A 14,453-nucleotide genomic window follows, 5' to 3' on the forward strand; every position below is an offset into this window, starting at 1 on the left:
GAGCAGATCACATGGCAAGACAGGCAGGTGCGTCCAGCGTCGAGATGGACGAACGCGAGAAATCCAAACGTATCGGCGCGCTGTCGGGTCTGTGGCCTTTCATGCGTCCTCATCGCATGTGGATGCTGGCCGCCTTCGTAGCCCTTGTGTTTACGGCAGGCATTTCGCTGATCCTGCCGATTGCGGTGCGCCGTGTTGTGGACGGGTTTGGAGAAGCCACGCCCCAGCTTCTGGACAAGTATTTCCTTGCGGCCCTCGGGGTTGCGTCGCTTCTCGCGCTGGGCACGGGGCTTCGGTATTACCTTGTCACGCGTTTGGGCGAGCGGGTCGTATCAGACATCCGCAAGGCAGTGTTTGCCCGCGTCGTGGGGATGAGCCCGGCATTCTATGAGAAAATCATGACCGGCGAGGTGCTGTCGCGGATCACTACCGACACCACACTGATCCTGTCGGTGATCGGCTCGTCGGTGTCCGTCGCCCTGCGCAACGTATTTATTTTCATCGGTGGCATTATTCTGATGCTGTTCACCTCGGCCAAGCTGACCGGTTTGGTCTTGCTGATCGTGCCGGTCGTCATCGTGCCGATCATCGTGCTGGGCCGCCGCCTGCGCGTTTTGGGACGTGAGAACCAAGAATGGATCGCCAAAAGCTCGGGCAATGCGTCCGAGGCTCTGTTGTCCGTGCAAACCGTGCAGGCCTTCACCCATGAAGACCTTAGCCGGACCGAGTTTTCGCGCCTGACCGAGGAAAGCTTTATTTCCGCCAAACGCCGCATTCTCACCCGCGCGCTTATGACGGTGATCGTGATCTCGCTTATCTTCTCGGGCGTTGTCGGCGTGTTGTGGATCGGAATGCGCGACGTGACGGCGGGCGAGGTGTCCATCGGGGCGCTGGTGCAGTTCGTGATCTATGCCGTGATGGTTGCCGGCGCTGTCGGTGCGCTATCGGAAATCTGGAGCGAACTTCAGCGTGCCGCAGGCGCCACCGAGCGTCTGGTCGAGCTGTTGAACGCCGAAGATCAGGTGAAAGACCCTGCACAGCCCATCGCGATCACTGAGCGCCCAACTGGGGCTCTGAGTTTCGACGATGTGACCTTCCACTATCCCGCCCGCCCCAATCAGGCGGCGCTTGAGGGGATCACGCTGGACGTCACTGCGGGCGAAACGGTTGCACTTGTCGGCCCCTCGGGCGCGGGCAAAACCACCATCATTCAGCTGATCCAACGGTTCTATGACCCCGAAAGTGGAGCGGTGAAGCTGGATGGCGTCGACCTGCGCGACATGCGCCGCGATGACTTCCGCAAATATGTGGCGCTTGTCCCGCAGGATGCGGTGATCTTTGCCGCCTCTGCCCGTGACAACATCCGCTTTGGCCGTCCCGACGCCACGGATGCCGAGGTCGAAGCCGCCGCCAAGGCCGCCGCCGCCCACGACTTCCTGTCGCGTCTGCCCGAAGGCTATGACACCTATGTGGGTGAACGCGGCGTGATGCTGTCGGGTGGCCAGAAGCAACGCATCGCCATCGCCCGCGCCATCCTGCGCGACGCACCGATCCTGCTGTTGGACGAGGCGACCTCGGCCCTTGACGCGGAAAGCGAGCGTCTGGTGCAGGGCGCGGTGGACGAGCTGGCCCAAGGCCGCACCACCTTGATCGTGGCGCACCGTCTGGCAACTGTGAAAAAAGCCGACCGGATCGTGGTCTTCGACGAAGGCCGGATCGTCGCCCAAGGCACCCATGATGAGCTTGTTGCGCAGGACGGCCTGTATGCCCGTTTGGCGCGCCTTCAGTTCACCGAAGGGCAGATTTAAGCGCCCCTTACGGCAATCTCGGCTATACGCTACGTCGCTTACCTTCCGTAAACGTCAATTCCACGTCACGTCAGACTTGCGGGTACAGGCGTTTCAGACCATTCTCAGCTCCCAAACAGGCCCGAAAAATGGGCTAAGGGAGGATGTAGGATGTATGAATTTGGATCGATGTTCGATCGGGACGCTGTTGAAGCGGAAATGACGTGGGAGGCGCGGGACAAACCCCAGACGCTTTACCAGATGCTCGAGCGCACAGCGCGTGCTTTCCCGGACCGTCCTGCGGCCTCGTTCCAGATCACGTCCGGCCCAACGGACCCCAAGGAAACCGTGACGTGGCAGCAGATGCTGGACCGTTCGGTTCAGGCGGCAAACCTGTTCCGCTCGCTGGGCATCGGCGAGAACGATGTGGTGGCCTATCTGCTGCCCAACTCGAACGAGACGATCTATACCTTGATGGGCGGCGGCATCGCTGGGATCGTGAACCCGATCAACCCGCTGTTGGACGCCGAGCAAGTGGCCGGGATCCTGAAGGAAACCGGCGCCAAGGTACTGGTGACCCTGAAGGCCTTCCCGAAATCCGAAGTCGCCCAGCTGGCGAATGAGGCCGTGGCAATGGCCCCGAACGTCAAGACGGTGCTTGAAATCGACCTGAACAAATACCTCAAGCCACCGAAAAGCTGGATCGTCCCGCTGGTGCGCCCGAAGAACCCGGTGAAGCACAACGCCAAGGTTTTGGACTTCGTGGCCGAGATGAAGCGCCAGAACACCACGCTGGATTTCGAAGACAAGACCGATGACCGCGTCGCGGCTTACTTCCACACCGGCGGCACCACCGGTACGCCGAAAGTGGCGCAGCACAAGTATTCCGGCATGGTCTATAATGGCTGGCTGGGCGCGAACCTGCTGTTCGACGAAAAAGACGTCATCATCTGCCCGCTGCCGCTGTTCCACGTCTTCGCGGTTCACGTGATTTGGATGGCCTGCCTGATGTCGGGCGCGCATTTCGTGCATCCGACGCCCGCTGGGTATCGCGGTGATGGCGTGTTTGACAATTTCTGGAAGTTGATCGAGCGCTACAAGGTCACCTTCATGATTTCGGTTCCAACGGCCTTTGCAGCGTTGATGCAGCGCCCGGTGGATGCGGATGTCTCGACCTTGAAAACGGCGTTCTCGGGCTCGGCCCCGCTGCCGATCGAGCTGTATAACCGCTTTGTCGAGGCTACCGGCGTGAACATCGTCGAAGGCTATGGCCTGACCGAGGCGACCTGCCTTGTATCCTGCAACCCGCCCACCGGTGCGAAAAAGGTCGGGTCGGTCGGCGTGCCGTTCCCCTATACGGACGTCAAAATCCTGTCCTGCGACGACGCGGGAACCGTGCTGAAAGAACATGGCGTGGACGAGGTGGGCGAGATCTGCCTGACCAATCCGGGTGTTGTCACGGGTGCGACCTATACCGAAGAGGCCAAGAACAACGGCCTGTTCGCCATGGACACGCATCTGCGAACTGGCGATCTGGGACGTCTTGATGAAGACGGCTATCTGTGGATCACCGGCCGCGCCAAAGACCTGATCATCCGTGGCGGTCACAACATCGACCCGGCCGAGATCGAAGAGGTTCTGGCGGGTCACGAGGCCGTCGCCATGGTCGGCGCCATCGGTCAGCCCGACAGCTACGCGGGCGAACTGCCCTGCGCCTATGTCGAGCTGGTTGGCGGTGCTCAGGTCACCTCGGAAGAACTGATGGCCTTTGCCAAAGAACACATCCACGAGAAAGCCGCCCTGCCGAAACATATCGAGATCTTGGACGAGCTACCAAAGACTGCCGTCGGCAAGGTCTTCAAGCCCGACCTGCGTAAATCCGCCATCGCGCGTATCTATGACAAAGCGCTGGCCGACGCAGGCCACGCGGCTTTTGTTGCCGAGGTGCTGGACGACAAGAAACGCGGTCTGGTGGCGCGCTTGAAGGCGACCGGAGATGTCGACCATGAAGCCGTCAAGCATTGCTTGGGAGAGTTCACACGTCCTTTCGAATGGATGGATTGATCGGATTGGATCAGAATGGAAAGGGGCGGCCAGTCGGTCGCCCTTTTTCATTGGCCTAACCTGTATCCCTCCGATCACTTGGCTTGGATTTCATGCCTTTCGAAGGCAGGCCAACCCCATGCATTGATCTGGCGCATTGTGTCCGCCCGCACCGTGGGCAAACCTGTTAGGGTGAAACGAGCTGGCACGGGAGAATGCATGGAAGCACGCACGGTGAAGGCCCAAACAACCGGCCTGACGGGCGCCGAGGCGCAAGAGCTTCTGCGCCAGTATGGTCCCAACGTGGTCGGGGAAGCCAAGGCGACACCCGTCTGGGCGATCCTCGTGCGCCAGTTCACCGGGCTTTTGGTACTTCTATTGATCGTCGCAGGTTTGGTCGCATTGGTTCTTGGCGAGCGTGTCGACGCCATCGCCATCGGGCTGGTGGTCGTTTTGAACGGCGCCTTGGGGTTCGTGCAGGAATGGCGCGCCGAAACCTCGCTTGCGGCCTTGCGTCAGATGCTGTCGCCAAAGGCCCGTGTGGTGCGCGACGGTATTCCCGTTGAAATCCCTAGCCGAGACCTCGTACCCGGCGACCTCATTTTGCTTGAGGCTGGCGATCAGGTACCTGCGGATGCGCAGGTGATCTCGGCCGTCGCGTTGCGTGTGGATGAAAGTGTGCTGACAGGGGAATCCGTGTCGGTGGCCAAGTCCTCGGACGCAGTAGGGGACCAGAGCACCGTGATGATGGGCACTTATGTGGTCGCGGGACGCGCGGAAGGGATCATCAGCGCCACGGGGCCTCAGACGGCGTTCGGTAAGATCGCTACCCTGACCGTGTCGGTCGAGGATAAAGGCACCAACCTTTCTCGCCAGCTTGGGCGGTTGGGGCGTCAGTTGGGCGTTGTTGCGCTTGGGCTAGGCGGGGCCATTGCGGCGACGGGGATCTTGCTTGGCCGCGATATGTTAGAAATGGCGATGACGGGGATGTCGATGGCGGTGGCTATTATTCCCGAAGGTCTGCCTGCCGTTGTAACCATCAGTTTGGCCTTGGGCGCAGGCGCGATGGCGCGGCGCAACGCTTTGGTGCGCCGCCTGCAAGCGATTGAAACGGTCGGCGCAGCCTCGGTCATCTGTACGGACAAGACCGGCACCCTGACCGAAAACATGATGACCGGGGCGCTGTTATGGGTCGCCGAGCAGGACTATACCGCCGTCGGCACCGGATATGATCCCGCCGGACGGATTCTGCACGACGAGACCCCCGTGCGATACGGCGCGAATGCCGATTTGGATGCGGCGCTGGACGTGATGATTGGATGCAGCCATGCCAGCCTGCACCGGGAAGGGGACAGCTGGCGCATGGTCGGGGATCCGACCGAAGGGGCACTGGTGACATTTGCCTATAAGGCGTGGACCCCGATGCCGGCCACTGCGCCCTTGGCGGAGATCCCGTTCTCATCTGAACGCAAACGCATGAGCATGGTGCGCGAAAGCGAAGGCGGGTTGATGCTGTTGGCCAAAGGTGCGCCTGAGCAGATGTTGGACGTCTGCGAGACGTGGCGCGGACCCAATGGCAGCGCGCCGTTGGATCAAACCGCCCGTGCGCAGATCGAACAGAAATACGAAGACATGGCGGCCAAGGGGCTGCGGGTCATTGCGCTGGCGCATCGTCAGGTGGCTGACAAGCGGGTCGGGGACACGGGGCTGGAGTTCATCGGGCTTGTCGGCATGATCGACCCGCCACGCCCGGTAGTTCGGGACGCTATTCAAACCTGTCTGCGGGCGGGCATGCGGATCATTATGATCACCGGAGACGGCCCGCTGACCGCGCGTGCGATTGCAGATGCCCTCGGCCTACCGGTCCAAAAGGTGATGACTGGGCACGAGTTGGAGGACATCGACGACGCGACATTGCGCGAGATCCTTTCCGAACCCACGCTGTTTGCCCGCACCTCGCCCGAACACAAGATGCGGCTTGTCGAGGCATTACAGGCGCAGGGCCATATCGTGGCGATGACGGGCGACGGGGTGAACGATGCACCCGCTCTGAAACAAGCCGATATTGGGGTCGCGATGGGGATCCGGGGCACGGATGTCGCGAAAAGCGCAGCGGACCTTGTGCTTCTGGACGACAACTTCGCCACACTGAAAGGCGCAGTCAGCGAGGGGCGGCGGCAATTTGCGAACATCCAGCGGTTCGTGCGCTATCTGCTGGCCTCTAACGCGGGCGAGGTTGTGGCCATCCTGACAAACTTGGCGCTGGGCGGGCCGTTGATCTATCTGCCAACGCAAATCCTGTGGATGAACCTTGTAACCGATGGTGTGACCGCCTTGGCCTTGGGGTTGGAGCCGGGCACCTCGGACCAGATGCGCGACCCGCCGCGCCGCCCCGAGGCAGGCATACTGGACCGCAAAGCGCTGGGCATGATCTTGGCCTTTGGCACCTATACCGGGGCGGCCAGCCTGTATCTGTTCTATACCTTCATGCCCGACGGCACTGTCGTGGCACGGACGGCGGCCTTCAGCGGAATGGTCATTTTCGAGAAGATGAGCGTCTTTGCCTTCCGGTCTTTCTCGCAACCCTGCTGGCGGCTCGGCTGGTTCTCGAACCCCAAGCTGATCATCGCGCTGGTGGCGATGGTGTCTTTGCAAGTGGTCGCGATCTATTGGGCGCCGCTACAGCAGTTGCTGCGGGTTGCGCCCTTGGAGTGGGCGCATTGGCAGGCGATCATTTTGCTGGCGCTGCCGCTGATCGTGGTGCCTGAGCTGATCAAAACCGTTCGGATGAAGCGGGACTAGTCCGCCTCGGCGCTCGCCACGTTGCTTTTCACGGCAAAGAAACTGTCTGGTGTGACCGAGATCGTGTCGATCCCCGCCTGCACAAGCAGCTTCGCGAACTCGGGATCGTTGCTGGGCGCCTGACCGCACAGCCCGACCTTTCGTCCGGCCGCGTGCGCTTTGGCGATGACGGTGTTGATCATCCACAAAACCGCCGGATCACGTTCGTTGAACAGATGCGCCAAGGCTTCGGAATCCCGGTCCACCCCAAGCGTCAACTGGGTCAGATCGTTCGACCCGATCGAGAAGCCGTCGAAGCGCTCGGCGAACGCCTCGGCCTCGATCACGTTCGACGGAACTTCGCACATCACATAGACCTGCAGCCCGTTCTTGCCACGTTCCAGTCCGTGTTCGGCCATCGTTGCCAGCACCCGGTCGGCTTCCTCCACGTTGCGGCAGAAGGGGATCATGACGATGACATTGTCGAACCCCATCCGCTCGCGCAGGTGCCGGATCGCTTTGCATTCCAGTGCGAACCCGTCCTGATAGGCGGCGTCATAATAGCGCGACGCGCCCCGGAACCCGATCATCGGGTTTTCCTCGTTGGGCTCGAACTGGCGGCCGCCCAAGAGGTCGGCATATTCGTTGGTCTTGAAGTCGCTCATGCGGATGATGGTGGGGTTGGGATACCACGTCGCCGCAATCCGCGAGAGGCCCATAGCCAGCTTCTCGACGAAATAATCCGCCCGGTCGTCATAGCCGCGGGTCAGGCGGTCGATTTCAGCGCGCACATCCGCGTCGGTCAGCGCGTCATAACGGGTAAGCGCCAAGGGGTGCACCCGAACTTCGTTGTTGATCACAAATTCCATGCGGGCAAGGCCGACGCCATCCACGGGCAGGCGCCACCAGCGGAGGGCGGCGGCAGGGTTGGCGAGGTTCAGCATGACCTTGGTCTGGGTCGAGGGGATCTGGTCTAGCTCTCGTTCTTCGACGGTGACGTTGGCTTCCCCAGCATAGATCACACCGGTTTCCCCTTCGGCGCAGGATACGGTGATGTGCTGGCCTGTATGCAAGATCTCGGTGGCATTCGACGTGCCGACAATCGCGGGCACGCCCAGTTCGCGACTGACGATGGCGGCGTGGGACGTGCGGCCCCCGTGATCGGTCACGATGGCGGCGGCGCGTTTCATGATCGGCACCCAGTCCGGGTCGGTGTTCGAGGTGACTAGGATCGCGCCGTCGACAAACTGGTCCAGATCCGTCACGTCATGGATCAAGCAGATCTCGCCCGTCGCGACTGAACTTCCCACGCTCAGGCCGGTCAAAAGCTCCTCGCCGGTATCGTGCAGCGTATAGGTCTGAAAGGCGCTGGCAGCGAGATTGGATTGGACCGTTTCAGGGCGCGCCTGCACCACGTAAAGCAGCCCGGTTTCCCCATCCTTGGCCCATTCGATGTCCATCGCGGTGCCGTAATGCGCTTCAATTTTCACGGCAGCGCGGGCCAGTTCAAGGATTTCAGCATCCGACAGCACAAAGCCCGTGCGTTCCGCCTTCGAGGTCGGAACATTCCGCACCGGCGCGCCTTGCTCGCGGCCATAGATCATCTTGATCTCTTTGGCGCCAAGCGCCTTGTGGACGATCGGGGTCAGGTCGTCATTGTCCAGAAACGACTTGTAGACTTGGTATTCGTCCGGGTCGACATGGCCCTGAACGACGTTCTCGCCCAGACCCCACGCCGCGTTGATCAGCACGACCTTGTCAAACCCGCTTTCCGTGTCGATCGAGAACATGACGCCCGAGCCAGACAGGTCCGAGCGGACCATGTGCTGCACGCCGACGGACAAGGCGACTTCGAGGTGATCGAAACCCTTCAGCTGGCGATAGGTGATGGCCCGGTCGGTGAAGAGCGACGCCAGACAGGCCTTGCAGGCATCCAGCAGCGCGGCCTCTCCCCGGACGTTCAGGAAGGTTTCTTGTTGCCCGGCAAAGCTTGCGTCGGGCAGGTCTTCAGCGGTGGCCGAGGAGCGTACGGCGACGGCGGGATCAGATTGCCCGACACGCACGCCCAGCTCGCGATAGGCTGCGCGGATGTCCCGTTCGGCGTCTTCGGGCCAGACCCCTTCGGTGATCGCGTCGCGGATCGTTTTGCCCGCTGTGGCCAGCGAGATCCGGTTGGCTTCAAGCTTGGGCAGGACCTCGCGCAATACGCGGTCCAGACCGTTGGCCGCAATGAAGCTGCGATAGGCGTCTGACGTGGTGGCAAATCCGGGCGGCACGCGGATGCCGCGCTCGGTAAGTGACTGCAACATCTCGCCCAGCGAGGCGTTCTTTCCGCCGACTTTGGCAATGTCCGTGCGCGCAAGTTCGTCCAGCCAAATCAGCGTCGGCGACGTCGTCTTCAAGGCATCTGTCATGTAACCCTCCCAAAGTTCATCGCCTATATGTTAGCCTATCGGCGCATATATGCGTTGATCCCGGTCAATGCGGGTTGCGACCGACCTATGCGAGGCAGTTCGACATCAGGCGATAGGTGATTTGGGCTGCAGTAAAGTCCCATGCCTCGTCACCGTTTGGCGCAAGCTCGACCACATCAAGCCCGACACAACGCCGTCCTATCAGGGCGCTTTCCACGATATGCAGCGCCTGATAATAGGACAGCCCACCCGGAACGGGGGTGCCGGTCGCGGGCATCTGGCTGGGGTCCAACCCGTCCACGTCGAAGCTGACATAGACCAGTTCGGGAAAGTCCTCGGGCAGATCGACCGAGAAGATGTTCTGCGTCACCAGCTCTTCCGCGTCGATGAAGACCACGTTGTTCTGCTGGCGGCTTTCAGCCTCTTGTGGGCATAGGGCGCGTACGCCGTATTGGGCCAGTCGAACGCCGTCTTCGGCCAGCATATGCATGACCGACGCGTGCGAGTGCTTTTCCCCCTGATAGGCGATGCGCAGGTCGGCATGGGCGTCGATCTGGACGATCCCGACCGGCTGGCCAAGGGCACGCATGACACCGGTGACGGCGCCATAGCTAAGCGAGTGTTCCCCGCCCAGCGTGACCGGAACATGGCCGGCTTTGACAACGGCCTCGGTGCGGGCGGCGATGCGTTCCATCACCTCGGGCAGGGGGCCGTCGCAATCCACAGCCGACTGGGTGAAAATGCCGTCGGCGCAGGGCTCAATGCCTTTGCACAGACGCTCAAGCTCGTTCGAGGCGTCGATGATCGCGGCGGGTCCGTCCTTGGTGCCCGATCCATAGGACACGGTGCGCTCCAGCGGCACCGGAATGACGTGGAAACGCGCGGTGTCAGTACGCTCGGCCTCGGTCAGTTCGCTGTCCAGAAAAATGCTCATGAGAGGCGCTCCTTGAAGTCGTCATAGCCGAACTGTTTGATGATCTGCAGCGCGTCGGTTTCGCTGTTCCACAGGGCGATTGTGGGCAGGGGGACGCCGTTGAAGGTGTTGGTTTTCACCATCGAGTAATGCGCCTGATCGAGGAAGGCAAAGCGCTGGCCAATCTGCAGGGGCTGCGCCCATGTGTAGTCGCCAATCACGTCGCCCGCGAGGCAGGATGGCCCGCCAAGGCGATAGGTGTGGCCCGCATCGGCCTCGTCCAGAAGGGCGGGGCGATAGGGGGCTTCGATCACGTCGGGCATGTGGCAGGTGGCCGAAATATCGGTGATCGCAAGGTTCATGCCATTCACCGGCAGGTCCAGAACCTCGCCCACCAAGATGCCCGCGTCCAGCGCCACGGCCTCGCCGGGTTCAAGGTAGACGTCGATGCCGTATGTGGCGCGGATGTTCTGAATGAAGGCGATCAATGCCTCGCGGTCATAATCTGCGCGGGTGATGTGGTGGCCGCCGCCGAAATTGATCCATTTGAGGCGGGGCAGGTAGGGCGCAATCTTGGGTTCAACGGCGGCCCATGTACGGGCCAGCGGCTCGAAGCCCTGTTCACACAGTGTGTGCATGTGCAGCCCGTCAACGTCCTGCATGATGTCATCCGTCAGCAAAGATACCGGGGTGCCCAGACGCGAGCAAGGCGCGCAGGGGTCGTATTTGGGGATCTCGCCCTCAGAATGCTCGGGGTTGATGCGCAGACCGACCTGCACGCCCGCCGCCTGAGCCTGCGCCAGAAAGCGGTCTTTCTGGGCGGGGCTGTTGAAGATGATGTGGTCCGAGAGGCTGAGGATCTCGTCCATATCCTGCGCCTTGTAGCCCGCGCAGAAGGTGGCAACCTCGCCGCCATATTCCTCGCGACCTAGTCGTGCCTCAAAGATGCCGCTGGCGCAGGTGCCGCCCAGATGTGACCGGACCAGCGGGGCCAGCGCGAACATCGAGAACGCTTTTAGCGCCGACAACACATGCGCGCCCGAGCGGTCGGCAACGTCGGACAGGATCTTCAGATTGGCCTCGACCGCTTTTTCATCCACCACGAAGCAAGGCGTGGGGACGCGGGACAGGTCGAAATCGCGGAATGCGCCTGCATCTCCGGCTTGGGTTTGCATCAGTTCGGTCATTGTCGCCATTCCAGATGAAGGGTTAGGGGAGCGCCTGCTTGAGGACGGGCGCTCCCCTTAGTTCTTAGAACTCGACCGGGCCGTCCAGTTCGTGGACCTGCCACGGCAACCCGTGTTCGTTCAGCATGTCCATGAAGTTGTCAGGGTCCAGCTGCTCCATGTTCCAGACGCCGGGCTGGGTCCAGTTGCCTTTCAGAACCTGCGCCGCGCCGATCATGGCGGGGACGCCGGTGGTGTAGGACACAGCCTGCGAGCCGACCTCGGCATAACACTCTTCGTGGTCGCAGATATTGTAGATGTAGAAGGTCTTCTCGCCCGAGCCGTCCTTGGCCTGACCGGTCGCAATGTCGCCAATGCAGGCCTTGCCCTTGGTCTCGGCGCCCAGATCGCCGGGATCGGGCAGCAGAGTTTTCAGGAATTGGATCGGGATGATTTCCTGACCGTCATGCATCACCGGATCGATGCGGGTCATGCCGACATTTTCCAGCACTTTGGCGTGCATGATATAGGCGTCGCCGAAGGTCATCCAGAAACGGGCGCGCTCGATCTCGGGGAAGTGGGTCGACAGGCTCTCCAGCTCCTCGTGATACATCAGGTACATGTTTTTGTTTCCAATGGCGGGGAAATCGAACTCGACCTTGGTGGTCATGGCCGGGCTGGTCTGCCAATCACCGTTTTCCCAGTGACGCACCTCGGCCAGCACTTCGCGCAGGTTAATCTCCGGGTTGAAGTTGGTGGCAAATTCCTGATCGTTCGAGCCGCCATTAGCGTCCAGAATGTCGATCTGGCGGATGGTGTCCAGCTTGTGCTTCTTCAGCCAGGTCGCAAAGACCGAGGTCACACCCGGATCGAAGCCCGAGCCCAGAATGGCGGTCAGGCCAGCTTCTTTGAAGCGGTCCTGATAGGCCCATTGCCAGTGATATTCGAACTTGGCAACGTCCTCGGGTTCATAGTTCGCGGTGTCCAGATAGTGGCAACCCGCCTCAAGACAGGCGTCCATCAGAACCAGATCCTGATAGGGCAGGGCCAGGTTTACAAGGATCTCGGCACCGGTTTCCTTGATCAGCTTAACGGTGTCTTCGACTTTGTAAGCGTCCAGTTCAGCGGTCTTAATGTCCACGCCCACGCGCTCTTTCACGCTTGCGGCAATCGCATCACATTTCGATTTGGTCCGGCTTGCCAGCGTGATCTCTGTGAAGATATCCGCGTTCATTGCCATTTTGTGCACAGCGGCATGGCTGACGCCACCGGCACCTACGACGAGTGTCTTTCCCATGATGATCTCCTGTGGTTATTCAAAGTAAGTGTAACCGTTCATCGAGCCGCGATAGGCATCGATGAGGGTCTTGCGTTCATTGGCTTGGATCGATCCGGCGGAAATCGCCTCGTCCACCATTTTGCGGAAGGCGGCGATACAGTCTGCCGGGTCGTATTCAACGTAGGACAGAACCTCGGCAATGGTGTCGCCTTCCTGCTCGTGAAGCAAGTCAAAGCCGCCATCTTCGCGCAGGTCGATGGTCACGACGTTGGTGTCCCCAAAAAGGTTATGTAGGTCGCCCAACGTTTCCTGATAGGCACCGACGAAGAACACGCCCAGATAATAGGGCTGGTCTTCGGGCAGCGAGTGGACAGGTAAGGACGGCGCGATGTCGCCCGCCAGGATGAACTTGTCCATTTTGCCGTCGCTATCACAGGTAATGTCCGACAGAACCGCGCGGCGGTCCGGTTCTTGATCCAGCATTTGCAGCGGAATGATCGGGTGCAGCTGGTCAATGGCCCAGACATCCGGCAGCGACTGGAAGACCGAGAAGTTGCAGTGATAGACGTCCGCGATCTTCTGCAGCTCTTTGTCCAGATCACCCGATTGTTCGGTCCCGCGTGCGATGTCTTTGATCCGCGCCATCAGGTTCAGATAGATCCGTTCGGCCCGCGCCATCTGGCGCAGGTCCACATGGCTACGGCGGAAGAGGGCGCGCAGTTCATCGCGATAGAACCGGGCGTCGTTCCAGCATTCCTGCACGCGATCGGGCACCAGGTACCCCGAGATCGCGGCAAGGTCGGCCACAAGGTGATGGTCGTCCGGCTTGACCGCAGGCGCGTCGGGCGCGTCGTAGAGCGTGCTTTCCAGTACGTCGAAGATCAGCATGGACGAGGTCGCCGACACCGCGCGGCCGCTTTCGGTGACCAGAATGGGGTGCTCGAGGCTCTCTTCGTCCATCGCATATCCCACGGTCTCGACCACATTGGCGCAGTATTCGGCCATCGTGTAGTTGATCGAGTTTTCCGCAGCGCGTTTCTCACCCGTGTAGTCAACACCCAGACCGCCGCCCAGATCCAGATGGGTCAGCGGTGCGCCCTCGCGGGTCAGCTCGGCGAAATAGCGGCAGGCCTCGGTCGCGGCGCGGCGCACGTCGTTTACGTCCGGCACCTGAGACCCCAGATGCGAGTGTTGCAGCTTCAGGCAATGCAGCAGGTTTTCGCCGCGCAGGCGGTCAACCACGCGCAGAAGCTGGTCGGTGTTCATACCGAAGGCCGACCGATCGCCCGAGCTGCTTTGCCATTTGCCACCGATCTGGTTGGTCAGCTTGACCCGCACACCCAGAAGCGGATCGATCCCTAGGTCCTTGGCGACCTCGATCACGATCTCGGCCTCTTTGGGGCTTTCCAGCACGATCACGGTGTTAAAGCCCATGCGGCGTGACAGGATGGCCAGCCGGATGAACTCGGCATCTTTGACGCCATTACAGACAATCAGCGCCTCTTTCGACAGGCGATGGGCCAGCGCGATGACCAATTCAGGCTTGGAGCCAGCTTCGAGCCCATAGTCGAACTGACGGCCGAACTCGACAATGCGGTCCACCACCTGCGCTTGCTGGTTCACTTTGATCGGAAACACCCCGCGATAAGGTGCGCGATAGCCCGTCTTGGCAATCGCCGCTGCAAAGCTGTCATTCAGGTGCTGGATTTCCGATTCAAGAAAGCTTTTCACACGCAGAACCAGCGGGCTGGCGATGCCACGCTGGCGCAAATCTCTTAGGATATGCGGTAGGCTGAGCGGCGCTGTGTCCGGATGGGCCGGATCACACAGCGCAACGTCGCCATTCGGCAGAACCGAGAGAAGGCCTTTGCTCCAACGGTCGATGCCGTAAATGGAGTCAGAAAGGGGCTGTCCTTTGGGCATTCGAACAAACCTATTCTAGAGGTGAATTGTAGAAGGGGGGGGAGTGTTTGCGTGCGGCGTCATTGCCGCGCAGGACTACGCGGGTTCGATCTGTCCAGCATTATTGAAATGAAGCCATTTCATCAGCACATTCTCCAATCCGGAACA

General features: G+C 60.8%; 8 protein-coding genes. 3 read left to right on the top strand and 5 right to left on the bottom strand.

The annotated features are described in order from the left end of the window. The first annotated feature begins 11 nt into the window (after window positions 1–11). From Q0677_RS08355 to Q0677_RS08365, 3 genes are all read left to right on the top strand, one after another. Window positions 12–1,808, top strand: coding sequence for an ABC transporter transmembrane domain-containing protein (locus tag Q0677_RS08355; RefSeq protein ID WP_298908353.1), 1,797 nt, complete (start codon window positions 12–14; stop codon window positions 1,806–1,808). Between the two features lie 150 nt (window positions 1,809–1,958). Then, on the top strand, window positions 1,959–3,851 hold the full coding sequence (locus Q0677_RS08360) for an acyl-CoA synthetase (protein WP_298908356.1): 1,893 nt from the start codon (window positions 1,959–1,961) through the stop codon (window positions 3,849–3,851). 198 nt (window positions 3,852–4,049) lie between these two features. After that, entirely contained in the window at window positions 4,050–6,632 is a 2,583-nt protein-coding gene (locus tag Q0677_RS08365) for a cation-transporting P-type ATPase (RefSeq protein ID WP_298908359.1), read from the top strand. Here the strand turns inward: Q0677_RS08365 and ppsA are convergent. The 5 genes from ppsA to speA all read right to left on the bottom strand — a co-directional run bounded on the left by ppsA (window position 6,629) and on the right by speA (window position 14,306). After that, a complete protein-coding gene (gene ppsA, locus Q0677_RS08370; protein ID WP_298908362.1) occupies window positions 6,629–9,025 on the bottom strand; it encodes a phosphoenolpyruvate synthase in 2,397 nt (798 codons plus the stop codon). The genes Q0677_RS08365 and ppsA overlap by 4 nt on opposite strands. 85 nt (window positions 9,026–9,110) lie before the next feature. Further along, the gene (speB, locus tag Q0677_RS08375) at window positions 9,111–9,959 is read right to left on the bottom strand and encodes an agmatinase (protein ID WP_298908365.1); all 849 of its coding nucleotides are present in this window, start codon (window positions 9,957–9,959) and stop codon (window positions 9,111–9,113) included. Then, a complete protein-coding gene (nspC, locus tag Q0677_RS08380) occupies window positions 9,956–11,125 on the bottom strand; it encodes a carboxynorspermidine decarboxylase (RefSeq protein WP_298908368.1) in 1,170 nt (389 codons plus the stop codon). The genes speB and nspC overlap by 4 nt, the downstream gene beginning before the upstream one ends. Before the next feature lie 64 nt (window positions 11,126–11,189). Next, window positions 11,190–12,401 carry a saccharopine dehydrogenase family protein gene (locus Q0677_RS08385; RefSeq protein WP_298908370.1) on the bottom strand — a complete coding sequence of 404 codons (1,212 nt, stop codon included), beginning with the start codon at window positions 12,399–12,401 and terminating at the stop codon, window positions 11,190–11,192. A gap of 15 nt (window positions 12,402–12,416) precedes the next feature. Further along, window positions 12,417–14,306 (bottom strand): biosynthetic arginine decarboxylase, encoded by a 1,890-nt coding sequence (speA, locus tag Q0677_RS08390; RefSeq protein WP_298908373.1) that lies wholly within the window; start codon window positions 14,304–14,306, stop codon window positions 12,417–12,419. Between the last annotated feature and the right edge of the window lie 147 nt (window positions 14,307–14,453).

Source organism: uncultured Aliiroseovarius sp. (assembly GCF_947492455.1).
Classification (GTDB): domain Bacteria; phylum Pseudomonadota; class Alphaproteobacteria; order Rhodobacterales; family Rhodobacteraceae; genus Aliiroseovarius.

Coding starts and splice junctions, on each gene's coding strand:
- Q0677_RS08355 (WP_298908353.1), top strand. CDS start 12: ATGGCAAGACAGGCAGGTGCGTCCAGCGTCGAGATGGACGAACGCGAG.
- Q0677_RS08360 (WP_298908356.1), top strand. CDS start 1,959: ATGTATGAATTTGGATCGATGTTCGATCGGGACGCTGTTGAAGCGGAA.
- Q0677_RS08365 (WP_298908359.1), top strand. CDS start 4,050: ATGGAAGCACGCACGGTGAAGGCCCAAACAACCGGCCTGACGGGCGCC.
- ppsA (WP_298908362.1), bottom strand. CDS start 9,025: ATGACAGATGCCTTGAAGACGACGTCGCCGACGCTGATTTGGCTGGAC.
- speB (WP_298908365.1), bottom strand. CDS start 9,959: ATGAGCATTTTTCTGGACAGCGAACTGACCGAGGCCGAGCGTACTGAC.
- nspC (WP_298908368.1), bottom strand. CDS start 11,125: ATGACCGAACTGATGCAAACCCAAGCCGGAGATGCAGGCGCATTCCGC.
- Q0677_RS08385 (WP_298908370.1), bottom strand. CDS start 12,401: ATGGGAAAGACACTCGTCGTAGGTGCCGGTGGCGTCAGCCATGCCGCT.
- speA (WP_298908373.1), bottom strand. CDS start 14,306: ATGCCCAAAGGACAGCCCCTTTCTGACTCCATTTACGGCATCGACCGT.